Source organism: Desulforamulus ruminis DSM 2154 (genome assembly GCF_000215085.1).
Classification (GTDB): Bacteria; Bacillota; Desulfotomaculia; order Desulfotomaculales; family Desulfotomaculaceae; genus Desulfotomaculum; species Desulfotomaculum ruminis.
This window is the reverse complement of record NC_015589.1, coordinates 1,753,349-1,777,138: the sequence shown is the minus strand read 5'-3', so window position 1 is coordinate 1,777,138 and position 23,790 is coordinate 1,753,349. Positions and strand designations below refer to the sequence as shown.

General features: G+C 51.5%; 26 protein-coding genes. 11 read left to right on the top strand and 15 right to left on the bottom strand.

What is annotated here, in order from left to right:
- The first annotated feature begins 49 nt into the window (after positions 1-49).
- From DESRU_RS08905 to DESRU_RS20810, 11 genes are all read left to right on the top strand, one after another.
- Entirely contained in the window at positions 50-2,107 is a 2,058-nt protein-coding gene (locus DESRU_RS08905) for a phage tail tape measure protein (protein WP_013841778.1), read from the top strand.
- A gap of 17 nt (positions 2,108-2,124) precedes the next feature.
- On the top strand, positions 2,125-2,697 hold the full coding sequence (locus DESRU_RS08900; protein ID WP_013841777.1) for a LysM peptidoglycan-binding domain-containing protein: 573 nt from the start codon (positions 2,125-2,127) through the stop codon (positions 2,695-2,697).
- A 5-nt stretch (positions 2,698-2,702) separates the two neighbouring features.
- Positions 2,703-3,767, top strand: a complete 1,065-nt coding sequence (locus DESRU_RS08895; protein ID WP_143758766.1) for a phage late control D family protein — start codon at positions 2,703-2,705, stop codon at positions 3,765-3,767.
- A 2-nt stretch (positions 3,768-3,769) separates the two neighbouring features.
- Positions 3,770-4,144, top strand: coding sequence for a hypothetical protein (locus tag DESRU_RS08890; protein ID WP_013841775.1), 375 nt, complete (start codon positions 3,770-3,772; stop codon positions 4,142-4,144).
- 4 nt (positions 4,145-4,148) lie between these two features.
- Positions 4,149-4,556 carry a GPW/gp25 family protein gene (locus DESRU_RS08885; protein WP_041275356.1) on the top strand — a complete coding sequence of 136 codons (408 nt, stop codon included), beginning with the start codon at positions 4,149-4,151 and terminating at the stop codon, positions 4,554-4,556.
- Complete coding sequence (locus tag DESRU_RS08880; RefSeq protein WP_013841773.1) at positions 4,537-5,652, top strand: baseplate J/gp47 family protein; 1,116 nt, start codon at positions 4,537-4,539, stop codon at positions 5,650-5,652. The genes DESRU_RS08885 and DESRU_RS08880 overlap by 20 nt, the downstream gene beginning before the upstream one ends.
- Positions 5,649-6,200, top strand: a complete 552-nt coding sequence (locus tag DESRU_RS08875; RefSeq protein WP_013841772.1) for a putative phage tail protein — start codon at positions 5,649-5,651, stop codon at positions 6,198-6,200. The genes DESRU_RS08880 and DESRU_RS08875 overlap by 4 nt, the downstream gene beginning before the upstream one ends.
- A gap of 13 nt (positions 6,201-6,213) precedes the next feature.
- Complete coding sequence (locus tag DESRU_RS20820) at positions 6,214-7,533, top strand: hypothetical protein (protein WP_013841771.1); 1,320 nt, start codon at positions 6,214-6,216, stop codon at positions 7,531-7,533.
- Positions 7,534-7,544: 11 nt separating this feature from the next.
- Positions 7,545-7,718 carry a hypothetical protein gene (locus DESRU_RS20815; protein WP_013841770.1) on the top strand — a complete coding sequence of 58 codons (174 nt, stop codon included), beginning with the start codon at positions 7,545-7,547 and terminating at the stop codon, positions 7,716-7,718.
- 200 nt (positions 7,719-7,918) lie between these two features.
- Complete coding sequence (locus DESRU_RS08865; RefSeq protein ID WP_013841769.1) at positions 7,919-8,644, top strand: N-acetylmuramoyl-L-alanine amidase; 726 nt, start codon at positions 7,919-7,921, stop codon at positions 8,642-8,644.
- Between the two features lie 53 nt (positions 8,645-8,697).
- On the top strand, positions 8,698-8,865 hold the full coding sequence (locus tag DESRU_RS20810) for a hypothetical protein (RefSeq protein ID WP_013841768.1): 168 nt from the start codon (positions 8,698-8,700) through the stop codon (positions 8,863-8,865).
- A gap of 78 nt (positions 8,866-8,943) precedes the next feature.
- Here the strand turns inward: DESRU_RS20810 and DESRU_RS08860 are convergent, their stop codons facing one another.
- The 15 genes from DESRU_RS08860 to DESRU_RS08790 all read right to left on the bottom strand — a co-directional run bounded on the left by DESRU_RS08860 (position 8,944) and on the right by DESRU_RS08790 (position 23,719).
- The gene (locus tag DESRU_RS08860; RefSeq protein ID WP_013841767.1) at positions 8,944-10,284 is read right to left on the bottom strand and encodes a hemolysin family protein; all 1,341 of its coding nucleotides are present in this window, start codon (positions 10,282-10,284) and stop codon (positions 8,944-8,946) included.
- A 278-nt stretch (positions 10,285-10,562) separates the two neighbouring features.
- Positions 10,563-11,492: a signal recognition particle-docking protein FtsY gene (gene ftsY / locus DESRU_RS08855; RefSeq protein ID WP_013841766.1), complete on the bottom strand. Its 930-nt coding sequence runs from the start codon at positions 11,490-11,492 to the stop codon at positions 10,563-10,565.
- 101 nt (positions 11,493-11,593) lie between these two features.
- A complete protein-coding gene (gene smc, locus DESRU_RS08850; RefSeq protein WP_013841765.1) occupies positions 11,594-15,145 on the bottom strand; it encodes a chromosome segregation protein SMC in 3,552 nt (1,183 codons plus the stop codon).
- 15 nt (positions 15,146-15,160) lie between these two features.
- Positions 15,161-15,910, bottom strand: a complete 750-nt coding sequence (gene rnc / locus DESRU_RS08845) for a ribonuclease III (protein ID WP_013841764.1) — start codon at positions 15,908-15,910, stop codon at positions 15,161-15,163.
- A gap of 15 nt (positions 15,911-15,925) precedes the next feature.
- Positions 15,926-17,167 (bottom strand): beta-ketoacyl-ACP synthase II, encoded by a 1,242-nt coding sequence (gene fabF, locus DESRU_RS08840; protein WP_013841763.1) that lies wholly within the window; start codon positions 17,165-17,167, stop codon positions 15,926-15,928.
- A 65-nt stretch (positions 17,168-17,232) separates the two neighbouring features.
- The gene (acpP, locus tag DESRU_RS08835) at positions 17,233-17,463 is read right to left on the bottom strand and encodes an acyl carrier protein (RefSeq protein ID WP_013841762.1); all 231 of its coding nucleotides are present in this window, start codon (positions 17,461-17,463) and stop codon (positions 17,233-17,235) included.
- Between the two features lie 65 nt (positions 17,464-17,528).
- The gene (fabG, locus tag DESRU_RS08830; RefSeq protein ID WP_013841761.1) at positions 17,529-18,272 is read right to left on the bottom strand and encodes a 3-oxoacyl-[acyl-carrier-protein] reductase; all 744 of its coding nucleotides are present in this window, start codon (positions 18,270-18,272) and stop codon (positions 17,529-17,531) included.
- 1 nt (position 18,273) lies between these two features.
- Positions 18,274-19,221, bottom strand: coding sequence for an ACP S-malonyltransferase (gene fabD, locus DESRU_RS08825; RefSeq protein ID WP_013841760.1), 948 nt, complete (start codon positions 19,219-19,221; stop codon positions 18,274-18,276).
- Positions 19,222-19,225: 4 nt separating this feature from the next.
- Positions 19,226-20,173, bottom strand: a complete 948-nt coding sequence (gene fabK / locus DESRU_RS08820) for an enoyl-[acyl-carrier-protein] reductase FabK (protein ID WP_013841759.1) — start codon at positions 20,171-20,173, stop codon at positions 19,226-19,228.
- Positions 20,170-21,183, bottom strand: a complete 1,014-nt coding sequence (locus tag DESRU_RS08815; RefSeq protein WP_013841758.1) for a beta-ketoacyl-ACP synthase III — start codon at positions 21,181-21,183, stop codon at positions 20,170-20,172. Before DESRU_RS08815 ends, fabK begins: the two co-directional genes overlap by 4 nt.
- Positions 21,184-22,188 carry a phosphate acyltransferase PlsX gene (plsX, locus tag DESRU_RS08810; RefSeq protein WP_013841757.1) on the bottom strand — a complete coding sequence of 335 codons (1,005 nt, stop codon included), beginning with the start codon at positions 22,186-22,188 and terminating at the stop codon, positions 21,184-21,186.
- Positions 22,188-22,760 (bottom strand): transcription factor FapR, encoded by a 573-nt coding sequence (gene fapR / locus DESRU_RS08805; RefSeq protein WP_013841756.1) that lies wholly within the window; start codon positions 22,758-22,760, stop codon positions 22,188-22,190. Before fapR ends, plsX begins: the two co-directional genes overlap by 1 nt.
- Before the next feature lie 35 nt (positions 22,761-22,795).
- The gene (locus tag DESRU_RS08800) at positions 22,796-23,014 is read right to left on the bottom strand and encodes a hypothetical protein (protein WP_041275355.1); all 219 of its coding nucleotides are present in this window, start codon (positions 23,012-23,014) and stop codon (positions 22,796-22,798) included.
- A complete protein-coding gene (gene rpmF / locus DESRU_RS08795) occupies positions 22,995-23,180 on the bottom strand; it encodes a 50S ribosomal protein L32 (RefSeq protein ID WP_013841755.1) in 186 nt (61 codons plus the stop codon). The genes DESRU_RS08800 and rpmF overlap by 20 nt, the downstream gene beginning before the upstream one ends.
- 35 nt (positions 23,181-23,215) lie before the next feature.
- Positions 23,216-23,719: a YceD family protein gene (locus DESRU_RS08790; protein WP_013841754.1), complete on the bottom strand. Its 504-nt coding sequence runs from the start codon at positions 23,717-23,719 to the stop codon at positions 23,216-23,218.
- Positions 23,720-23,790 lie beyond the last annotated feature (71 nt).

Here is a 23,790-nt window from a genome sequence, read left to right as displayed (position 1 = left end):
ATATTCCACATATTGCTGTTATTACAAGTTGGTTTTTGGAGGAATATAAATGTCCAGTACAACCATGACGGTAGCCCTGGTCCTGACGGCTATGAATAACATGGGTCCGAATATTAATTCCGCTAGGAGAATGATTTCCGGACTTAGCACCAACATTGAGGACGCGCAAAGGAAACTGCAAAAATATCAGGAACTACGGGATTCCGGAATGAATCACCTGCGTGGTGCCGCCGTGATGGCCATTCCGTTGGAAGAGTCCATCCGCAATGCCACCAAATTTGAAAGCGTAATGAAAAACGTTGAACTGGCCAATTATGATTCCACGGTCCCGCTGAACCTGCAGGAGGAACAACTGGAAAAGCTCTCGGAGCTAGCCCTGCAGTTGGGCGCAGACACCGCCTTTAATAACACGGAGGCGGCCCAGGCCCAGCGGGCGCTCCTCCGCAACGGCATGGAGTACGAAGATGTCATGACCGGCGGGGCAAAGGCGTCCATGTATTTGGCGCAGACGGCGGAAATTGCCGCCACGGCTGCCGCCGACGCTGTAAGCCAGATAACCAACATGTTTCAGTTAAACGGCAGCCAGCTCATGCAGGTTGCCGATGATATTAACCGGGCCGCCAATGCTTCCAGCGCGGAGGTCCAGGCCATCATGCACGATATGCAGCAGGTCGGCGGTACTGCGCACATTATGGGCCTGCAGGCCAAGGAAACCACCTTGCTTTTAGGCACCCTGCACAATATGGGTCTGGGGGACTCTTCAGGGAACTATTTAAATGATATGCTGATCAACCTGGATAAAGTCACCCCCAAAGCCCAAAAGGCTTTGTATTCAATGGGTTGGCTGAAGGACGCCCAGGTATCCTATACCAAGACCGGCAAAATGCAAATTAGCGGCGGGGAAAACAGTCTTTTTGACGAACGGGGTCAACTCCGCAGCGCCCAGCACTTGGTGAATAGCCTGCGGGCCGCATTGGCCGGGGTGAACCTGGAAGGCTTATACAATGCCAACGGGGAGTTGCTGCCGGCGGAAGAGATTGACCAACTTATTGAAAGCAGCAACAAGCTGCAAGTCCTGCAAAATTTTAAAGATGTGTTTGGTATCCAAGGGATGCGGGCGGCCATTGCTTTAGCCCAAAATGGCAAAGGCAGCTATGAAGAAATGGTGCAAAAAGCCGAACGAATGAAGGCTATTGATGAGCAAGTTGCTGAAATGCAGGGGACTCTGGCTGGTATGTTTGAATCCCTGATGGGATCCTGGGAAACTCTTATGACTTCCTCTGGAAGTCCAATGATTGATGAAATGAAAAGCTTTGTTAAATGGGCCACAAACACAACTAATGCAGTAATGGAATGGACTAAGGCAAATCCAGAAGCAACAAGAGCAATTCTAAGACTTGTTGGAGGGATGGCGTTAATAAGAGGTAGTATGGGTCTATTTAATGTAATAAGAGGTTTTTTCGGTCCAATACTAATATTTTTATCAAACTTTGCCTCTAAAGCCCAGGGCCTCTATACCGCCTTTAAATACTTCCGCCAGGGCAACGGTATTTTCCGGGCACTTTGGTCCGCTATCGCCTTTGGCCACCCGCTACTGACCAAGGTTGGCAATGTGCTGGGCGGATTTGGGAAAAAGGCCCTTACGGTGGGTGCTCAAGCCCTATTGGCCGGTGCCCGGATAGCCCTGGCCTGGTTGATCGGCCTTGGCCCGGTGGGCTGGATTATCTTAGGAGTTACGGCGGCCATTGCCGCCGGGGTGGCTGCCTGGAAAACAAACTTCGGCGGCTTCCGGGATTGGGTCATTTCCTGGGCCAGCAAAGTGGTGGATGTGATTAACAAGGTCCGCACCGCTTTTGGGAAGGATCCGGTTCATTTTAATTGGATGGATAAGCCCTCTATCGGGGATTTCAAAGCCCAGGAATATCAGAAACCGCAGGTTCTTAGCAATTCCGGGGGAAATGACAACCGAAAGTATGAGTTTAACATCCAGAGCACGGATCCGAAAGGGGCCGCCCGAGAAGTGCACAACCTCCTGGGGGGATCCGTTTTGGATAAATACCAGCTTTCCAGGGATCCCCGGCTGCAGGATCCGGTCCTGGTGAAATAGGTTCCGAGGTGACACGATTGGATGTATATCTGAATGACTTTAAATTTACACCCGGCCCCAAACAAAAAATCTCATTCAGCAATCCCAGGGTTCTGGCCAAACTGGACATTCCCGGAACCCCGGATTATCAGGACATGGGCGAAGATGAAACCATCCTCTCCTGGTCCGGGGCGTTAGTTTCGGAAAATGCCTATCAAGATGCCATTCAGTTAGAAAGCATGAAAGACGCCGGGCTGCCGGTGCAACTCCTGGTGAGCGATTGTCCGGAACTGTCCAAGCTGGTGCGTATCCGGAAGTTTGACTGGGATTTGGTCCGTCTGGAATACGTTGGGTACACCATTGAACTGGTGGCCGTTCCACCCCCGCCCCCGGTCTATTTGGAAGTGGTCACCCTGGTGGAGCCCGTCCAAACAGAGGCTTCTCCCCCGGCAGAGGAAAAAACTCATACCGTGGTGGCCGGGGATACCCTCTGGGCCATTTCCGGAAAGTATTTGGGCAATCCGCTTCGCTGGAGAGAAATCGCCCAATTGAACGGCGTAAAAGATGAAAGAAAGCTTCAGATCGGAACCGTTCTGAAGATACCGGGGTGATGAGTATGGACGCACCCAGGGCCATCATGGAAGTGGCCGGAGTGAATGTCCGCTGGAATGATCTCCTGGACATCCAGGTGGACAATACCCTGTACCTGGCGGCGGATTCTTTTGAAGCCACCTTCCGGAATGACCTCCTGCTGTCGGACTGGTTCCGGAAAAACCAGGAGGTCCGGATATACATGGGCTATGTCGGGAACCCGCAGGCCTGGACCAAAGAAGAACTGACCCATATTTTCACCGGGCGAATCGACGGCATTAAACCGGATTTCAGCAGCAGCATGACGGTGAGACTCCTTGGCCGGGACTATTCCGCCCCCATGATCGACACGGAGTATTCCGTGGCCTATCAGGAAAGAACCTCCAGCCAGGTAGCCCAGCACCTGGCCAGCAAATACGGACTCACCCCCAGGATCACCGCCACCACGGCCATGGTTGACCGGGAGTTGTTCGCCAACAAAAAGGAATGGGAAGTCCTGCAGGCCCTGGCGGACCTGGAGGGGTTCGTCTGCTACGTGAATAAGAACAAAGAGCTTTACTTTGGTCCCCGGCAGGATATAGATGAACAAGTCATCACGAAACTATATTACCGCCTGGATGGATACAGTAACTGCCGCATCACCTTTGATGATTCCGCCGTTGGGGTGGTGAATAAGGTGACGGTTCGGCACTGGACCGGGAAGAATAAACGGCTGATTGAGGCTTCCGCTGTCAATGAAAGCCTGCTGGCGGCCATGGGCGGGCAGGTGAAAGAACGGATTGTGTATGTCGCGAAAGCCACCACCGTGGCCCTGGCGCAGTCCTATGCGGAAAAAAAGCTCCAAGAATGGTCCCGCCAGGTGGTGACCGGCGAGGGTTTGAGCGCCTTAAATCTGATGCTGGAAGCCGAGCGAAAAACCCTTTGCCAGGGTTATGGCCGGTTCTCCGGGGAGTATTACGTGGAGCAGGCCCGGCAAATTCTATCCAAACAGGAAGGTGCCCGGACGGAATTTACAATTACGAATATCCGCCCGGACACCGCTGAACAGTACCGCCAGGATTTATATGATCAAAATGAAAAGAGGATGTAACCATGGGTACAACAGAATTCATGTTTCCCCAGGCTGGGGTAATTACTTCCTTAAATGGCCGGGAAGCCAGAGTATACCTGCCCCTGTTTAAAATGGAAACCGGCTGGGTCCGGGTGGCCACCAATCTCCTGTATGAAAAAGCCGTGACCATGAGCCAGGGCGGAGTGAACAGCGTAAGCACCGGCGGCGGCCAAATCATCCGGCCTCCTGGGGAACCCACGATTGAGTTTACGGAAATGACCACCGGAGGCTGCTCCTTTGCTACCGGATCTTGTACGGAAATACAATTTGGCACCTTGCAGGTTGGGGATGAAGTGGTCATTGTCTTTCTAAATGGGAATATCAATGACGGCAGGGTTATTGCCAGAATGGGGTGATTGCATGGCGGTCAATCCAAAGCTGGGGACGGCCCTGGCCTTTACGCTGCAGGAAAACCTCCAAATTAATTCACGAGGCCGGTACCGGGTCCAGGACGGGCCGGAGAATGTAAGGCAAGCGGTTTGGCTCCGGATTCATACCCCGCTGGGGGCCTTGGTCCTCCATCCGGAGTATGGAAACCCGGTGTATGATTTGTTGAGTGAGCCGATGGATGAAACCTGGCCCACCCGAGCTGCCCTGGCCATGCGGGAATGCCTGTCCTATGAGCCGCGAATTGAGGTCCAGGCCGTGCAGATTAAACTATCCCACGAAGAAAGAAAAGTCCAGTTCGTTATAACCTATATTGTCCTGGGGCAGCCGAAACCGGAAAACGTTGTTTGGGAGGGATCTTATGAGCCTGCCGGTGTTTAAAACCTATGAGCAAATCCTGAATGAAATGATTGAGGACGTCAATGAGAATTCACAACTGACCGATTGGAACGCCGGGTCTCCCAACCGTTCGATGCTGGAGGCTGTGGCTGCTGTGATCGCCGGGGGCTACCATACGGCGGAACTGGTCATGAATGAACGGTTCCTTTCCACCTGCAGCGAAGAAACACTGGTTTTGTACGGTATTGATATGGGTCATGTCCGGGATCCGGGAGAAAAAGCCTCCGGTCAAATCCTTTGTACCCGGAGTACCCCGGCCCCTTTTAGTGAGTTGGTGCCTAAAGGGACGGTATTTCAGACTTTAGATATGATAGTAACTCTGGAAACGCTGGAAGACGCAACCCTTCAGGAAGGCTCCCTTTCCGTTGGGATTCCCGCCAAGGCCACGGCTGCCGGGGATGCAGGGAACTTACAGCCTTTCACGGAATTAAAGCAAACCGGCATTGCGGTGTCTTTGCTGGAAAGCATTGCCGTTGCCCCACCGGGTTTTACGGGTGGGCGTGATCTTGAGCCGGTGGAGCAATATCGCGAAAGGCTGCTGACGTTGGCCCGGTCCCCCGGCACCTCCGCCAACAAAGCCCATTATATTCAGTGGGCCATGGAGGTTCCGGGCGTGGGCGGTGTGTATGTGGAATCCCTCTGGGATGGCCGGGGAACGGTAAAGGTCTATCTTTTGGATACAGAGAAAATGCCCGCATCGACAGAACTGGTTCAGACCGTGCAGGAACGGATTGACCCCCATCCTCACGGTGTGGGTGATGGTGAAGCCAACGTTGGTGCCACCGTCACCGTGGTGGCCGCTCCGGAAGTCCTCATTAATATTACGGTTACCGTGGTGCTGGAGATTGGAAAAACGCTGACGGAGGTACAGGCCAGTTACATTGAAGCCGTTAAACAGCATCTAAAGGAAATTGCTTTTTCTAAGGACACCACAATCCGCTGGTCAAAGCTGGGAACCCTCTTATCGGTCACTCCCGGAGTCATTGACTATACCGATTTACTGGTAAATAACGACATTGCCAATATCCCGGTTTCTCCCGGCTCTGTGGCGGTTCTGGGGACGGCGGTCCTCACATGAACAGTACCGAATTCATGCTGGCCCTGCTTCCGGAATATTACTCCACCGGTGAAAGCCGGATCCTTATAGAGGCCATCGGGAAGCAAATTGAAGCCCTTCGAGAGGTTATCCTGGAGGTGGAAAAACAGTTCTCCATCACCACGGCCACCTGGGGCCTGTCCTGGTGGGAGAAAGAATACGGCATAAAATCCTATGTTGGCAAGCCTGATGACCAACGGCGGAGTGTGATTCTCAGTAAAAAGCGTGGAGCAGGAAGGTTTACCATTGAACTACTTAGGACGGTGGCCCAATCGTATGAGCGTGGGCTGGTGGATGTCTATGACCATCCCGAGGATTACTACTTTATTGTGAAGTTTAATGACACCCTGGGGGTTCCTCCTAATTTGGATGACCTAAAGAATGCCATTGAGGAAATCAAGTCCGCGAACCTTGAAGCCGTATACCAACTGCGGTACCTGCTTATAAAGGAAATTCACCAAACATTAACGGTTAATGAAATGCAGTCTCATAAACTAACAGATTTTTCACCGGTACAACCGATTTTATAGAGGGGGTTAGCAAATGGCTACAAACACCCAAAACTTAAATTTACTGAAGATTGACCCCGTCGCAGATGGAAACGAGTATTTTGATGTTGAGCGTCATCTGAATGAAAACTGGGACAAAATCGACCAGGACAAAGCCGCTCAGGATGCGGCCCTTACTGCGCATTTGGCCGATTCGTCTCATCGGCACAAGGCAAGTAATATTTCAGTAGCTGACACAGGAAACCATTTCACGGCCACTGATGTGGAAGGAGCCTTGGCGGAGCTTTTTACCTCTGTCAGTGATGGTAAGAATCAGGTTGCTACCGCCATTACTGACAAAGGGGTGCCCGCAAGTGGTAGTGACACTTTTCCACAGTTGGCCACGAAAATTGGGCAGATTAATACCGGAGTAACGCCCGCTGGCACAGCGGTGGTTGGGGATGTGCTGACGGGGAAAACGTTTATTAACAGCACCGGGTCAACGCTCACCGGAACCATGCCTAACCGGGGGGCAGCGAATATTACTCCCGGACCTGCTGCCCAAACCATTGCACAAGGATACCATAACGGCAGCGGTAGGGTGGCTGCGGTAACCTTCGATGCATCAAAGGTGCTGATCGGAACTACCATTGCAGGTACGGCAGGCACGATGCCGAATCGTGGTGCACCAACATTTATACCAGGGATAGTTGATCAAAACATACCAGCAGGGTATGTTTCAGGTGGTATTGTTAAAGGTGATGCAGATTTAATATCCGCTAACATCAAGACCGGAGTTGATATATTTGGTATTGCTGGCAGCTTAATACCAAGCGGCATCAGGTCTATACAAAAAGGGACGTCGACAATCAGCAGTAATAGTGCTAGTGTTAGTGTCACTATCGGTAGCGTTGACGTATCTAAAACAATTGTGCTGCTAACCTTTGTACAAGATGTTAGAGATACTACCTATGGTTTTTCACCGACCAGGAAGCCAATACCAAAGCTAGAATCACCAACTACTTTAACCTTATCTACTAGAGATAAATATCTAGGGAAAGGTAACATTATTATAGGATGGACTGTCGTTGAATTCAGTAATTTAGCTGTTGCGTACTATAGTGGTAGCGGGTATATAGATGCAAGTAGTCAAAGTAAATTGATAACTATAAGTCCCATAAACGTAGATAGAACATTTATAGTACCATATACTTATGCAAGTGTGTCAAATAATGCAAATGACATATATGAGTATATTGGTTCAAGGGACTTTGTAGTTACACTTTATGATGCAAGTAATATACAATTTTATCGTCCGTGGGGTAGTTCGTGGGGAGTTGGCATAGAATACGGGGTGTATGTCATTACTATCTAGGTGGTGTTATTATGATCGTTGCTCAATTAACTGATGATATGATTTGTCATACGGTAGCAGTAGTAATCGATGATGTGCAAATAAGTGATTATGTTATAGCCGTTGAGGAAAATGACTTGTTGCTTATCGGCAAAAGGTATGATCCACAGATCAATAAATTTCTTGATGCCGAACAACAGACTTAAATTGTGCAGCATTAACCATCCAAATATGTTGCTGTTTTTTATAACGAAGACAAAAAACCCATAAAATACACAGATCCTAAAGAGACTTATGAAGAAGCTCTTTCTGCCATTAAGCAAGCTGTTGAAACGAGAAGCAAGGCATTCTCATATGCGCAGATAGATAAGGTATTTATTCCTGAGTTATAGGGGGAAAGGAAATAATGAGAAAGATCATCGTCATAGATCCAGGCCACGGCGGGTATGATCCCGGCGCTGTAGGGTCCAAGGGGCTGCAGGAAAAGGCAGTCACCTTGGCGGTAGCCAAACAAGTGGCCACACTACTTCGGGGAGCCGGTATCGACGCGAGGTTGACCCGGGATAGTGATACAGCCCTTGGCAGTACCACCAGCGCCGACCTCTCTGCCAGGGCTAGGCTGGCCAACCAGGCTGAAGCCGATGTGTTTGTGTCCATTCACTGCAATAGCGCCAAAAACAATACCGCCAAGGGTACAGAAGTATACCATTATCCTGGAAGTATCCAGGGGAATGCCCTAGCCAAGGCTGTGCACGACTCTGTAATTCCTGTCTTGTGCCTCCCGGATAGAGGCATTAAAACCGATAATTTTGCAGTGCTTAAAGAAACCAATATGCCCGCCTGTCTGGTGGAAATAGCGTTTATCAGCAATCCAGGGGAAGAGAATTTGCTGGGGTATGCTGCCTTTCAGGAGTTAACCGCCACAGCTATTGCCCATGGAATCGCCAATTACCTGGGCGTGGAGCTGCCTGAACCGGTTCAACCCGGAACCGTGAGGATTATTGTAGATGGCCAGGTGTTAACGGGCATGCTGATTGCGGACCGGTCTTATGCCCCAGTGAGGGCATTAGCGGAAGCTCTGGGACGGACGGTGGAGTGGAATGAAAAGACACAAACGGTGAACATTGCATAACAAAAAGTCTCACAAAAAAACAGAGTACCCTCTCGGGTTGCCGGGAGGGTACGATGAAAATTTATGCAGTGGTTTGGCAAAATGTTTTGCAAAATCAGGTGAGATTTTTTGCAGAATCTTTTGCGAAGCTACAACTACCTACGATCGACGACAAAAATTACTCAAAGAAAATTCAAATCAATCTTCTCCATGCCTATTCAAAAGTCCTTTTAACAACCTGACGTTATTTAAAATAGTATTAGTTCGCGGTAATCATCCTTTTGCGAAAGCAAAAAGCTCCGGGCTTTGGCCCGGAGCTGCTAGGATGCCAGTACGTCCTGGCAAAGATTTTTATTTATAATCATTAAACGAATGCGGTGAATGCGCAGGCCCTGCATTTCGGCCACCTCCAATTGGTGTTCCGGCAGTTCCACCACATCACCCACCCTGGGGCGCTTGCCCAGTTTGCCAAAAACAAAGCCCCCCAGGGTATCGTATTCTTCTTCTTCATCCACCGGCAGGCAGAACATCTCGGATGCTTCTTCCAGGAGCATCCTGCCATCTACGATGAAGGTTCCTTCTTTTTCCGTGGTCACCTGGGGACATTCCTGGTCGAACTCGTCTTGAATTTCCCCCACCAGTTCTTCCAGTACATTCTCCATGGTGATAATCCCGCTGGTACCGCCGTATTCGTCCACCACCACCGCCATATGCTCGTGGTTCTGCTGAAACTGCCTCAACAGTCGGTCCAGAGGAATGCCCTCGGGCACCATCATGATGTTGCGTTTCACCTGATCCATAGTGGAACCGGACTGCAAACGAAAGAGGTCTTTAATGTGTACCAGCCCCACCACATGATCGCTGTCGCCGTCGATCAGCGGAAAACGGGTGTGTTCCGTGTTGCGGGCGATTTCCAGATTTTCTTCCAGGGACTTTTCCCGGTCCAGAAAGACCACATCCGGACGCGGTACCATAACCTCCCTGGCCACCCGCCTTTCAAATTCAAATACATTCTGGAGCAAACGCCATTCGTTTTTATCCAGATGCCCTCCTTTATAACTCTCGGAAACCAGCATCTGCAGTTCTTCTTCACTATGGCTTTCCTCGTGCTCGCTGGCCGGCTGAACCCCCAGCTTCCGTAAAATCCGGTTGGCCGTACCGTTAAACAGTACAATTCCCGGGTAAAAGGGATAATAAAACATCCGCATGGGTCCGGCCAGCCACAGGGTAACACTTTCCGCCCGCTGGATGGCCAGCGACTTGGGCACCAGTTCCCCGAACACCACATGCAAAAAGGTCACCAGTGCAAAAGCAACTACAAAAGAAACAGAATGCAGCGCTGTTGATGAAGTCATGCCCAGGGAATACAGCAGGGGTTCCAATAATTTGGCCACCACCGGCTCCCCTAACCAGCCCAGACCCAGGCTGGACAGGGTAATACCCAACTGGCAGACCGAAAGGTAGGTATCAATGTTATTGACACAAACCTGCGCATCCTTGGCTCTCCGGTTTCCTTCGGCAATTAATTGGGCCAGCCGGGTGGGTCTCACCTTGACAAAGGAAAACTCCGCCGCCACAAAGAGGCCGTTTAAAAACACCAGAAAAAGAGCCAGCAAAATCTTCATCACCAGCATAATACTGAATGACGTGTCGTCACCCATAATGACGGGACCACTCTCCTTTATTTTTTAAAATTAAACTACGGGCTATTGCCCGCTTATCTCTATATTATTCTAACAAATTAGCAAATATTAATAAAACCATTGAAAAGTGGCTGGTCATTCATTACAGGGGGTGTATTCCTGAATTTTATGCTTTACCAATAAAGAGAGTAATTTTTCTCTACGACACGAAGGCTGTCTGGTTCTTACAGTCTTTTTATTATCATCCCATGTAAAAGCGGGCCGTTAAAATAACCGCGGCCCGCTGGCTTCCGTTCTTATTGGTCCTCCTTGTTTACACCATAGAGGGCATCGATAAAATCCTTGGGGTTAAACTGTTTTAGGTCATCCATCCCTTCCCCAATGCCAATAAGCTTCACGGGTATGGCCATCTCGGTTACAATGGCGGTAACCACGCCGCCCTTGGCCGTGCCGTCTAATTTGGTTAAGGCAATGCCGGTCACATGGACCGCCTCGCTAAATATTTTGGTCTGGTTCAAGGCGTTTTGGCCGGTGGTGGCATCCAGTATCAGCAAGACTTCGTGGGGCGCTCCCGGAAGTTCCCGGGCAATCACCTTGTAAACTTTTCTTAGTTCATCCATCAGGTTGCTCTTGTTATGCAGGCGGCCCGCGGTATCAATCAACAAAATATCGGCCTTTCTTGAACGGGCCGCGTGGACGGCGTCATAAGCCACCGCCCCGGGATCGGAGCCCTCCTGGTGTTTGATGATATCCACCCCCACCCGCTGAGCCCATATTTCCAGTTGATCAATGGCCGCCGCCCGGAAGGTGTCTCCGGCAGCCAGCAGCACCTTTTTGCCCTGTTCTTTGTAATTATGGGCCAGTTTCCCGATGGTAGTGGTTTTGCCCACTCCGTTGACCCCAACCACCATGATCACCGTGGGGCCTTCTGGGTTCAACTGAATGGGAGAAATCTTTTCCCCCATCAGATATTCCAGCTCTTCCTGAAAAATATCTTTTAACCGGTAAGCCTCCTGCACGTTGCGGGCCTTTACTCCCTTACGAACCCGCTCCACCAGGGTCATGGCGGTATTTACACCCACATCAGCCTGAATTAATACCTCTTCCAGTTCTTCATAAAGCTCTTCGTCAATGCCTTTACGACCGGTAACCACCTGGTCGATCTTTTCCACAAAGGATTCCCGTGTTTTGGTTAAACTTTCCTTTAAACGATTAAAAAAGCCCACTGATCCTACCTCCCAGAACACTTTGGACCGCTTTCAAGACACGGCCTGTCCCTACTATAATGCCTATTAAAAGGCCCTGTCAACCATGGGCCGGCTGTAAATTAGGCCAGGCGTTTGCCGCTCTGTTTATACTCATCCAGGGACAAGGACAGCAACTGCGTGACCCCGGTGCCATCCATGGTTACCCCGAACAGGGTGTCGGCCTTTTCCATGGTTCCTTTCCGGTGGCTGATAACAATAAACTGTACTTCACCGGAGGTATTGGCCAGGTAATCTGCAAAACGGCGAACATTGGCTTCATCCAGGGAAGCCTCAATTTCATCCAGCACACAGAAAGGGCTGGGTTTATATTCTAAGATGGCAAACAGCAGGGCAATGGCCGTCAGGGCCCTCTCTCCGCCGGACAGCAGGGAAAGGTTTTGATTTTTTTTGCCCGGCGGCCGGGCCATAATTTCAATGCCGCAGGTCAGGGAATCTTCTTCGGTCAGAGTCATGGAAGCGCCGCCGCCACCAAAAAGCTGCTGAAATACCCGGTCAAAATTCTTGTTAATGATGGTGAAGGCCTGTACGAACTGGCTGGCCATCAAACGGTTTAATTCCCCGATCAATTGTTCCAGGGACCGATGGCTTTCCTCCAAATCATTTTTCTGTCCCAGGAGAAAGGCATGCCTTTCGGTCACTTCCCGGTATTCCTCCTCGGCTCCGGGGTTGATAGGGCCAATGGCCTCCAACTGCTCTTTTAACCGCTGGATTTCCCAACGGGCTTGTTTTTTATTGGCAACCGGCTCCACCACCAAATCCGCCGGATCTTCAATGCCTTTTTCCAAAAACCGGGAAGACAAAAATTCCAGTTCCGCTTGCAGCCGTTCCTGCTGCAGTTCCAAATGATGAACCCTTTGATTGTTTTGCAGCCACTGTTCCTGGAGTTGTTCTAATTTTTCCTCCAACTGCCGAACCTCTTGCGCCAAGGCCTCCCGTTGCTTTTGTTTTCCGGCCAGCCCTTGCACCGCCCGGGTTCGTTCCTGATCCATGCGGTACAGCTCCTGACGGATCTGTTCTTCCTGAGCTCCCAGTTCGGCGGTTTTCCGGCTCAGGTTCCCCAGGTTTTCCTCAGCGGTTGCTATAAACAAGTTTTTCTCGTTCAATTCTTTTTGCAGCCGTTCCAGGATTTTTTGCAGACCAAGCAGTTCCTGGCGGCGTTCCGCCCGGTGAATTCTCATCTGCTGTACGGTTTGTTCCAGCTCCGACTTCCGCTTCCTCAAAGAAGCCAGTTCTTCCTGAGTCTCCGTCAGTTGATCCTGCAGGGCTGCCAACTGTGCTTCTGCGGCAGCCAGATCTTCTGCCGCCTTTAACTCCCTTTGGGCCCAACGTGCCAGCTCTTCCTGAACACCGGCTGCTTCCCACTGATTTTCCTGTTCATGCTGATCCGCCCGGTCCAGTTCCTCCCGGGACTGCTGCAAATTTAACCGGCAGGCCTGAATTTCCAGTTCCAGGGCCCCTTCCACCCGCTGCAGTTCCTGCAGCCGGTCCGTTAAATGCTGCTGACTCCTTTGCTTTTCCGCCAAGGCCGCCGTGAGCTCTTCCACCCGGAGGTTTAATTCCTGAACTTCCTGAGTCAACTGCTCCCTTTCCCTGCGGGTGTGCAGCAGGCCTCCGGCATTCTTCACCGCTCCGCCCCCGGAAAGGGAGCCCCCGGGATGAAAAAGTTCCCCGGTCAGGGTCACCAGGCGCAGACGCTGCTCCGTGCGCCGGGCGGCCTTTATGGCGTTCTCCAGAGTATCCGCCACCACCAGCCGGCCCAATAACAGTTCCACAACCGAACGGTAGCGGGGTTCAACTTCCACCAGCTTGGCCGCCAGGCCCACAATGCCCGGCAGGTCCAGAGCCCTTTTTTCCCATTCTCCCGGCGGGGCCGGGCGCAGGGAATCCAGGGGCAGGAAGGTCACTCTGCCCAACTGACGCTTTTTTAGAAAGGCAATGGCTTCTTTAGCCTGGTTGGAGGTTTCCGTAACCAGATTCTGCAGGGCGCCTCCCAGGGCTGCTTCCAGGGCGGTTTCAAACCCGGCGGGAACTTTAATTAAATCCACCACTGTGCCGCAAATTCCCGCCGGCGCATCCGGGGCCCGCAAAAGCTCCCGCACCGGCCGCATAAAACCGCTGCGGGATTTAAAATGCTCTTCCAGTACCTTGAGCCGGGATTGCCGGGCAATCAGCTCTTCCTTGGCGGTGGATCGCTGCTTCTGTAGGGAGTCCAGTTCAAGGGCTGATTGTTTTAGCTCTTTTTCCGTGTGCTCCTGGTCCAGAGAAATTTGCTTTTTCCTCTCCAACAGGTGGGATATTTTCCCCGTGCTTTCAGCAACATTCTCCTGGAGCCCCTTTTTCTTTGCCTCCGCCTCCCCGGCAATTCTCTCCAGATGCTTTAACCGCTGGTTTAACTGTTCTCTGCGGTCCGCAGCTTGATTTTTATTGCCCCGGTGGTTGGCAACCACATTGAGTTGATCAATCATTTCCCCATTAAGCTGTTCCTGCTGCTCCTGCTTACGACTCAAGCCCTGTTCCATTTCGGTCAGTTGCTTTTCCCATTCTTTATCCGGGGAATGGTCCATTTCCTTTTGGATCTGGTTTAATTTCTCCTGTTCTCCGGCCTGTTCCGCCAGGATCCTCTTGGCCCCCTCCCGGGCTTCCTGAAGTTCCTGTTGCAGCCGCCGGGCTTCCTCTCCCTGAACACCGGCTTGATCCTGAATGAGGGTGAGCCGGTTCTGCTGTCTCTCAATGGAGCGATCCAGTTCAAAAACCTGTTCCCTGGCGGCGGAGACGGCCTCTTCCAAAGCCGTTAACCGTCCTTTGGTCTCCTCATATTTTTCCTGATAAAGAGGTTTTTCCTGGTTTAGTTCTTTTTTCGCCAGCTCCAGTTGGCCTTTGATCTCCTTAAGACGGCTGTGCAGATCGTCCCAATCCCGTTTAAAGAGGGATAATTCCCAATTGCGCAGTTCCTTTTGCAGGTCGTTGAACTGTCTTGTCTTTTCAGCCTGAAGGGAAAGGGGTTCCAGGCGGGTTTCCAGTTCCGAGATAATATCCAGCACCCGGTTTAAATCCTGGGTCGCCCCCTGCATTTTCCGAACCGCCTCTTCTTTGCGGTGGCGGTATTTAACAATTCCGGCCGCCTCTTCGATAATGGACCGGCGCTCTTCCGGCCGGCTGCTCAATATTTCATCCACTTTCCCCTGACCGATAAGTGAATAGGCCCCCCGGCCTAAACCGGTATCCATGAATAGGGCATGGATATCCTTGAGCCTGCAGGGGACCTTGTTAATCGAGTATTCACTTTCACCGGACCGGTAAAAACGCCGGGAAACCGCGATTTCTTCGTAAGGGAGCTGGAACAGCCGGGCGCTGTTATCCAGGGTTAGCGTCACCTCGGCCATGCCGACGGGTTTCCGCTGGTCGCTTCCTGCAAAAATGACGTCCTCCATGCGGGAGCCCCTTAGATTGGAGACCCGCTGCTCTCCCAGACACCAACTGATGGCATCGGTAATATTGCTTTTCCCACTGCCATTGGGGCCCACCACAACGGTCAGACCCGGACTCAATTCCAACTTAATCCGTTCACGAAAGGATTTAAATCCTTGGATTTCCAATCTTTTTAAGCACAAAACAGCGAACCCCCGTTACTCTGGTAATTTAGAAGTAGAGCCGTTTTTGGGAACAGCGGCCCGAATCACCCCAAGGTGCGCAAAAGCGTCTTTGGCAGCCTGCTGTTCAGCCTCTTTTTTGGAATGACCGTTCCCTCTGCCAATGACCTGCCCCCGGTAAATTACCCCGGCCGTAAAGGTCTTATTATGATCCGGCCCGGTTTCATTCATAATTACATAGCTTAAGGGTTCCGGAGAAGTTTGCTGCAGTGTCTCCTGAAGTTCGGTTTTATAATCCCGATCCAATCGTCCGGCCACCACATCTTCAATGACCGGCTGAAGACAGGCCAACACAAATTTTCGTGTGACCTCCAGTCCTTGATCCAGATAAATGGCTCCTAACAACGCTTCAAAGGCATCTGCCAGAATGGATGGCCGCTCCCGGCCGCCGGAACGTTCCTCTCCGCGTCCCATGCGCAGGCAACGGCCCAGATCCAACCCCCGGGCAACCTTGGCCAATGAAGGTTCACAAACGGAAGCCGCCCTTTTTTTGGTTAATTCTCCTTCGGTCCGGTCTGGAAACATCTGATAAAGGTGTTCACTAATCAAAAGTTCCAGCACCGCATCCCCCAGAAACTCCAGACGCTGGTTATGACACAACCCGTGGCCCCTGCTTTCATGCACACAGGAGCTGTGGGTCAAGGCCTGGGTAAGCAGCGCGGGGTTATGCCACCGGAAACCCAGTTTCACTTTAAGGCGCTGGATCGCCTCTTCTTGTTTTGACAAATGTATCACCCGGATCTAAGCATTAAACTTTTTAAAGACCAGTGTTACGTTATGTCCGCCAAAACCAAAGGAATTGGTAATGGCCACATTGACTTCCATGGAGCGGGCCTTATTGGGCACGAAGTCCAGATCACAGGCCGGATCAGGGGTTTCGTAATTCATGGTGGGCGGAACCAAATTATGGATGGCCGCGAGAATGGATACGGTCCCCTCAATGGCGCCGGCTGCGCCCAGCATATGCCCGGTCATGGACTTGGTAGAACTGATGGCCAGCTTATGGGCATATTCACCAAACACCTTTTTAACGGCCAGAACCTCGGCCGCATCCCCCACCGGCGTGGAGGTGCCATGGGCGTTTAAGTACTGCACATCCTCCGGCTTCAGCCCGGCATCCTGCAAGGCCATTTTCATGGCCCCGGCCGCTCCGGAACCCTCCGGATCGGGAGCTGTAATATGATAGGCATCACAAGTGCTGCCATAACCCACAATCTCCGCATAAATGCGGGCGCCCCGGCGCTGAGCGTGCTCAAGGGTTTCTAAAACCATCATGGCCGAACCTTCGCCCATAACAAAACCATTGCGGTCGGCATCAAAGGGTCTGCTGGCGCGTTCCGGTTCTTCGTTGCGGGTGGAGGTGGCCTTCATGGCGCAAAAACCCGCCACGGCCAGCGGCGTAATGGGTGCTTCCGTTCCACCGGTGATGACGATATCCGCATTCTCCCTCTGCAGCAGTTTAAAGGCGTCGCCAATGGCATTGCCACTGGAGGAACAAGCTGTCAGGGTGGTAATATTGGGACCCCGCAGACCGTATTTAATGGCGATCTGGCCTGAAGCCATGTTGGCAATCATCATGGGCACGAAAAAGGGGCTGATACGGCTTGGACCACGGTTAAGCAACACTTTACACTGGTCCTCAAAGGTTTCCATGCCGCCAATGCCGGAGCCGACAATCACTCCGGTGCGATCCCGATCAATGGCCTCAAGATCCAACCCGGCGTCCTCGATGGCCATCCCTGCAGCCGCCACCGCAAACTGGGTAAAACGGTCCATCCGTCGGCCTTCTTTTTTATCAATGTACTGGAAAGGATCAAAATCTTTAACCTCACCAGCAATTTTTGTGTTGTATTCGGAGGGGTCAAATCTGGTTATGGTACTGATTCCGGAAACCCCTGCAGTCAAAGCGTTCCAGAAATTGTCCAACCCGGTGCCCACAGGAGAGATAACACCCAGACCGGTAACGACAACCCGTTGTGACAAAATCATTTCCTCCTTACATTTTGAAAAAAGTCCCGGTAAGTAAATGCCGGGACTTTTACCATTCATTACTGGCGTTCCTGGATAAATTTAACGGCATCGCCAACAGTACGGATTTTCTCGGCCTCTTCATCAGGGATTTCCAGACCGAATTCTTCTTCCAAAGCCATTACCAGTTCAACAATATCCAGGGAATCGGCGCCCAGATCATCCACAAAGGAAGCATCTATCGTAACATCGGACTCGTCAACACCTAATTGATCCACGATAATCGACTTAACTTTATCTATCGTTGCCAAAATAGTTCACCCCCTTCCAAAACGAAGGTTCTTAATTTGCAGTTGCAACTTTAAATCTCGAACCTCTATAAAATAATTCCACCATCTACACCGATGACCTGCCCGGTAATATACCCGCAAAAATCACTGGCTAAAAAAGCAACCAGGCTGGCCACATCTTCCGGTTTACCCAAACGGTTGAGGGCTGTGGAAGAAGCAAGCTTTTCCTTGGCCTCTCCTCCCAGGTTTTCGGTCATATCCGTCATAATAAAACCCGGAGCCACCGCATTGACGGTAATGTTGCGCGAACCCAGCTCTTTGGCCATGGTTTTGGTCAGGCCGATCAGTCCGGCCTTGGCCGCGGCATAATTGGCCTGGCCCGCATTGCCGTACAGGCCCACCACCGAAGAGATATTGATAATACGACCGCCCCGGGCCTTCACCATGGGCTTTGCCACAGCCTTAATGGTGTTAAAGGCTGATTTCAGGTTAACGGCCATGACGGTATCCCAGTCTTCCTCTTTCATTCTGAGAATTAAATTATCCCGGGTAATCCCGGCATTATTCACCAGAATATCAATTTTGCCGAATTCCGCTACCGTTGCCTCCACCATTTGTTGAACCTGCTGACTGTCGGAAACATCTGCCCGGTAAACCAATGCTTTGCGGCCCAACTGCCGGATCATCTCGGCGGTTTCTTCCGCAGCATCGGCCCTGCCGGCGTAGTTGATCACGATGTCCGCCTGGGCTCCGGCCATGGTCAGAGCAATGGCTCTGCCGATTCCTCTGGAGGCTCCGGTAACAATGGCTACTTTGCCGTTCAGAAACATTTTAGCCAACCTCCTTAAACTGTGCAAGCACTTTTTCTAAGGTTGCCACGTCATCCACCTGAAAGGTGGTTGTTTCCCTGCTGATTTTTTTAACCAATCCGGATAAAACTTTCCCCGGTCCTACCTCAACCATTACGTTAAATCCTTCCTCCACCATCTTGCCTACGCCGTCCTCCCATAGAACGGCGCCGTATACCTGACGAGTCAGGGAGTCTTTCACTTCCGCGGCCGAGGTTAGATAGCTGGCGCTGACATTGGCCATCACCGGTATCTGGGGATCCTGCACGGCAACTTCCGCCAGCACTTGGGCCAATCTGTCGCCGGCCGGTCTCATCAGGCTGGAATGGAAAGGTCCGCTTACAGCCAATTCGATAACTCTTTTGGCTCCCGCCTGACGGCAAAGCTCCATGGCCTGCCCCAGGGGGGCCTTCTCCCCGGCAATCACCACCTGACCGGGACAATTATAGTTCACCGGCTCAACCACGCCTCCGGATGAGGCGGCTGCACGGCAGCAGTCAATCACCTTTTGCCGGTCTAAACCCAGAACCGCAGCCATGGCGCCCAGACCCGCCGGAGCCGCCTCCTGCATAAACCGCCCCCTCTGCCGTACCACCCGGAGGGCATCTCCGTATGGCATGGCCCCGGCAGCCACCAGGGCCGAGTATTCTCCGAGGCTGTGACCGGCCAGCGCCTGGGGCCGGAGACCGCATTCCTGGTATAGCACCCTTAAAGCCGCAATGCTGGCGGCCAAAATGGCGGGCTGAGTATTGACCGTGCTGTTCAGTTCTTCCGCCGGGCCCTCGAAACATAGACGGGTGAGGGCAAAACCCAAAATGTCGTCGGCTTCCTCCATGGTCTGGCGGCAAACCGGAAATTGATCGTACAACTGCCGGGCCATGCCCACATACTGGGAACCCTGACCGGGAAAAATAAAAGCAATCTTAGACAAGGTTTTAAAACTCCCCTCCGGATAACCGGCCCAAAACCTTCTCTGCGCCGGTCATAATATCCTGGATAATATCCGCCGCCGGTTCAATTCTTTTAACCATGCCGCAAATTTGACCGGCCATCACGGAACCTTCCTGAACATCCCCTTCCACCATGGCCATGCGCAGTCTGCCGACGCCCAGTTGTTCCAGTTCCTCCGCAGGCACGTTCTGACGCTCCAGTTCCTCAAATTGTTTGGCCAGTTTATTGCGGATAATGCGCACCGGGTGGCCGGTGGTTCGTCCGGTGACCACCGTATCGCGGTCCTTGGCTTTTACTAAAACTTCCTTCACATTATTGTGAATAGTACATTCGGAAGCACACATGAACCGGGTACCCATTTGAACGCCTTGGGCCCCCAGGGCCAGGGCCGCAATCAGGCCCCTGCCGTCAAAAAAGCCGCCCGCAGCAATAACGGGAATGTCTACGGCATCCACCACCTGAGGCACCAGGGGCAGGGTGGACAGTTCACCAATATGTCCTCCGGATTCTCCACCCTCTGCAATCACTGCGTCCACACCGGCTTTGGCCATGCGTTGGGCCAGGGCAACCGAAGGAATGACCGGAATCACTTTGGTTCCGTTTTCCTTCAGAGCCGGTATAAATTTTCCGGGATTGCCGGCCCCGGTGGTAACCACAGGAACTCTTTCATCCAAAATAATTTGCATAACTTGTTCCATGTAGGGGGACATCATCATGACATTCACCCCGAAGGGTTTCCGGGTGAGTTTTTTTACCTTGGCAATTTGCTCCAAAAGCCATTCCGGCGGAGCCTGACCGGAGCCAATAATGCCCAGTCCTCCGGCTTCGGATACGGCTGCAGCCAGTTCCGCAGTGGAAACCCAGGCCATGCCGCCCTGTAAGATTGGATACTGAATGCCAAGCAAATCACATAATCTGGTTTCTAGCTTCATTCTTTTCCCTCCCCTAAACTCCACTTTAAGACAACCGCCCCGGAGGTTAATCCGGCCCCAAAGGCCACCATGACAATATTGTCTCCGGCTTTTACGCGGCCGGATTTCACAGCTTCATCCAAGCCCATCGGAATGGAGGCGGCCGAAGTATTACCGTATTTATCTAAGTTGACCACCACTTTTTCCATGGGCAGTTTTAGTTTTTTAGCCGCGTGTTCAATGATTCTTAGATTGGCCTGGTGCGGTATCAATAAATCAATTTCCGATAAATCCAGGCCGGCTTTTTTCACAATCTGGACCGCTTCTTCCTCCATCACCCGCACGGCATAACGGAAGACTTCCTTTCCCGCCATGTGCACGTAATGTAGTTTTTGCTCCAGTGTTTCCGCGTTGGCGGGCATCTTACTGCCGCCGGCGGGAATGGTTAAATGAGGCCAGCCGGACCCCTCGGCGGATAATTTACTGGCCAGAACGCCTTCTCCTGCTGCTACAGGCCCCAGCACCACCGCACCGGCACCGTCGCCGAACAATACACAGGTGGTGCGGTCTTCCCAGTTTATAATCTTAGAAAGAACTTCCGCCCCAATGACTAAAACTCGCTTCATGGCACCGGTAGCAATAAACTGGGAGGCGATGGTAAGAGCATAAACAAATCCGGTGCAGCCCGCCTCCATATCAAAAGCCCCGGCATTGACAGCCCCCAGTTGATTCTGCACCAGGCAGGCGCCGGATGGGATAATCATATCTTTAGAGCAGGTGGCCAGGATAATGAGATCCAGTTCTTCAGCCTTCACCCCGGCATGTTCCAGGGCTCTGCCGGCGGCTCTAAAAGCCAGGTCGGACGTGGATTCGCCGGCCTCCGCAATTCTTCTCTCCCGGATACCGGATCGTGAGGTGATCCATTCGTCCGAGGTATCAACCATTTTCTCTAAATCTTTATTGGTTAGTAGCCGCTCAGGCACATAACTGCCTACCCCCAGGATGCCCGCTTGAATCAGGTGGCTGGGCATTTACTCGTCAACCCCCTTAACTGTATCCTTTTCCAAATTGGCCTTAATGGCAGGAACCAGTTTTTGTTCCACCGTTTCCTTAGCCACCCGGATGGCATTCTTAATGGCTTTGGCTCTGGAACTGCCGTGGCTGATCACTGAGACGCCATCCACTCCCAACAGGGGAGCGCCGCCATATTCGGCATAATCCATGCGTCGTTTAAGTCCCCCCAAAAGATGCAGCACTCTTTCCCGGCCAATAACTTCTTCCATTCTTCCCAATTCCTGTTGAAACATTCCCAGCAAGCCCATGGCTAACCCTTCGGCAGCCTTAAGCACAACATTGCCCACAAATCCGTCGCAAACCACCACATCGCTGCGTCCCAGGAAAAGCTCCCGCCCTTCCACATTGCCCACAAAATTTAAGTCCAGTTTCTTCAACAGACTGTAAGCAGCCAAGGTTAACTCGTTGCCCTTGGTTTCTTCCTCACCAATGTTTAACAGCCCAATTCTAGGGTGGGGAAGTCCTAAAACCCTTTCGGCATAAAGGGAGCCCATCATGGCGAACTGCTCCAGATGCTGGGTCCGGCAATCCACATTGGCCCCTGCGTCCAATAAAACCACCACCCCGTCGGAGGTTGGCAGCAGGGTACTGATGGCCGGGCGATCAATCCCTGGAATGCGGCCTAAAATAAAAAGGGAAGAAGCCATTTGCGCCCCGGTGCTGCCCGCAGAAACTACCGCGTCGGCGGAGCCTGCTTTAACCAATTGTGTAGCGACCACAATGGATGATTTTTTCTTCTTGCGAATGGCGTTAACCGGATGTTCATCCATGCCCACTACTTCCGGCGCATGAACAATGGATATCAACCCACCGGCATCCTCCCCGTTTAACTCCTTGGCAATCCGGTCCTGGTCGCCCACTAAAAGTATATGTATGCCAAATTCCTGTGCTGCGTCCCTGGCACCCCTTACAATCTCCATGGGTGCATGATCTCCGCCCATGGCGTCTAAAGCAATTCTCATTAAACAATTCCCTCCTCTTCCAAGGCAAAAACTGTGAAGATCCCTTCAAAAACGATGGCATCTTCCACCCGGGATACAACCCGCACCATGTATTTGTGATCTTGCTGGTTGCGAATTTGCGCCCGGGCCACGATTTTTTGTCCGGCCTTTACGGGCAGTTTAAACAGTACCCGGGCTGAACCGGTTAAGGCCACCTCGGCATCAATCACCGCCACAGCCAGGGAATTTGCCTGGGCAAAAAGATGATGGCCCCTGGCTACCAAATTTTTTCGAAAGGTCATTTCCGGAGTAATGGTTAACATGGATACGGCGTACTGGCCCACAGCAATATCCAGCAGGTCGCCAAAGACCTCGTCGCTTCCCAGGGACCTTAGGGGTAAATCACCCTTCAGGGCGGTTTTCATTCGTTTCCGTAGTTCTGGAATTTTTAACTCTGTCCGGTCCAGGCGGATGGTTTGAATACTGACCCCAAACAATTCCGCTAATTCCTCATCCGTTAATAAGGGATTGTGAGCAAGGTAACGGACCAACCGCTCCTGCCTCTGAACCTTTCTATTTCCACCTCTGGCCATTTCCGTAACCACCATAGCATAATTAGTACCTGGTGCTAATTATAACCGGAAACCTCTCCCAGCGCAAACCTTTTTGCATAAATTTCCAGAATAAAGAAAACCTGGTTCCCTTTAGTAATTTCTGCATACCCAAGCCTTTCACCTTTCTCTTTTCCTTCTATAAAAATTTTATATATTTCTGAAAGTGAAACTAAAAACCCTTCCTTCATTTTTGAAGAAAGGGTTTCAGAATTCTTACTTATCTGCAGCCGCAACAACTTCCCGGTTCTTATAATAACCACATTCAGGGCACAAGTGATGCGGTTGGATTAAAGCGCGGCACTGGGGGCACGCTACCAGGCTGGGGGCTTCCAGTTTCATATTCATAGCCCTGCGCTGTCTACCTCTATGCTTAGCAAGTTTTCGCTTCGGTACACCCATTTTCTTACACCCCCTTTAAAAAACAAAAGCATTCATTATTTTAATTTTTTTAAGACCGCCAGTCTGGGGTCAATATGTTCTCTCTCACAATTACATTGCTTTACGTTCAAGTTGCTGCCGCACTGGGGACAAAGTCCCCGGCAATCTTTTGAACAAACTAGACGCATGGGCAGCTCCATCAGCAGGGAATTGATGACCTCCGGCTTGATGTTGATTGCATCCCCGTCAAAAAATACCGGTTCGCCTTCTACAGCGTCCCCGGACATCCCGCCGGACGGCACGTAAACCTCGTCTAATTTTCCTTCCAGTCTCATGTGAAAAAGCTCAAGACAATTGACACAACCAGTGGCTATGGTAGCCCCGGCGACACCCTTCAAAATAAAACGACCCTTTTCATTGGTTACTTCTCCGCGCACTTCCACCGGACCCTCAAAATCAATAACCTGCCCGTCATAATTCAGTTTCTCCATGGTATCCTGAATATGAAAAGGCAAACTCTCTCCGGGTGCGTTTTTGAGTTGAAGAATATTTACTTTCACCTTTGCAGAGTCACCTCATTATTTAACAAAATTCATTATATAAAGCAGAAATTTATTTGTCAAGGAAAATT

Bases quoted from the DNA above. Each gene is read 5' to 3' on its own strand.
- DESRU_RS08895 (WP_143758766.1), top strand. From the start codon at position 2,703: ATGGACGCACCCAGGGCCATCATGGAAGTGGCCGGAGTGAATGTCCGC.
- fabK (WP_013841759.1), bottom strand. From the start codon at position 20,173: ATGAAGCTAGAAACCAGATTATGTGATTTGCTTGGCATTCAGTATCCA.
- DESRU_RS08880 (WP_013841773.1), top strand. From the start codon at position 4,537: ATGAGCCTGCCGGTGTTTAAAACCTATGAGCAAATCCTGAATGAAATG.
- DESRU_RS20820 (WP_013841771.1), top strand. From the start codon at position 6,214: ATGGCTACAAACACCCAAAACTTAAATTTACTGAAGATTGACCCCGTC.
- DESRU_RS08875 (WP_013841772.1), top strand. From the start codon at position 5,649: ATGAACAGTACCGAATTCATGCTGGCCCTGCTTCCGGAATATTACTCC.
- DESRU_RS08905 (WP_013841778.1), top strand. From the start codon at position 50: ATGTCCAGTACAACCATGACGGTAGCCCTGGTCCTGACGGCTATGAAT.
- DESRU_RS08885 (WP_041275356.1), top strand. From the start codon at position 4,149: ATGGCGGTCAATCCAAAGCTGGGGACGGCCCTGGCCTTTACGCTGCAG.
- rpmF (WP_013841755.1), bottom strand. From the start codon at position 23,180: ATGGGTGTACCGAAGCGAAAACTTGCTAAGCATAGAGGTAGACAGCGC.
- DESRU_RS08860 (WP_013841767.1), bottom strand. From the start codon at position 10,284: ATGGGTGACGACACGTCATTCAGTATTATGCTGGTGATGAAGATTTTG.
- DESRU_RS20810 (WP_013841768.1), top strand. From the start codon at position 8,698: ATGAAAATTTATGCAGTGGTTTGGCAAAATGTTTTGCAAAATCAGGTG.
- DESRU_RS08815 (WP_013841758.1), bottom strand. From the start codon at position 21,183: ATGCCCAGCCACCTGATTCAAGCGGGCATCCTGGGGGTAGGCAGTTAT.
- DESRU_RS20815 (WP_013841770.1), top strand. From the start codon at position 7,545: ATGATCGTTGCTCAATTAACTGATGATATGATTTGTCATACGGTAGCA.
- plsX (WP_013841757.1), bottom strand. From the start codon at position 22,188: ATGAGAATTGCTTTAGACGCCATGGGCGGAGATCATGCACCCATGGAG.
- fabG (WP_013841761.1), bottom strand. From the start codon at position 18,272: ATGTTTCTGAACGGCAAAGTAGCCATTGTTACCGGAGCCTCCAGAGGA.
- DESRU_RS08890 (WP_013841775.1), top strand. From the start codon at position 3,770: ATGGGTACAACAGAATTCATGTTTCCCCAGGCTGGGGTAATTACTTCC.
- DESRU_RS08865 (WP_013841769.1), top strand. From the start codon at position 7,919: ATGAGAAAGATCATCGTCATAGATCCAGGCCACGGCGGGTATGATCCC.
- fapR (WP_013841756.1), bottom strand. From the start codon at position 22,760: ATGGCCAGAGGTGGAAATAGAAAGGTTCAGAGGCAGGAGCGGTTGGTC.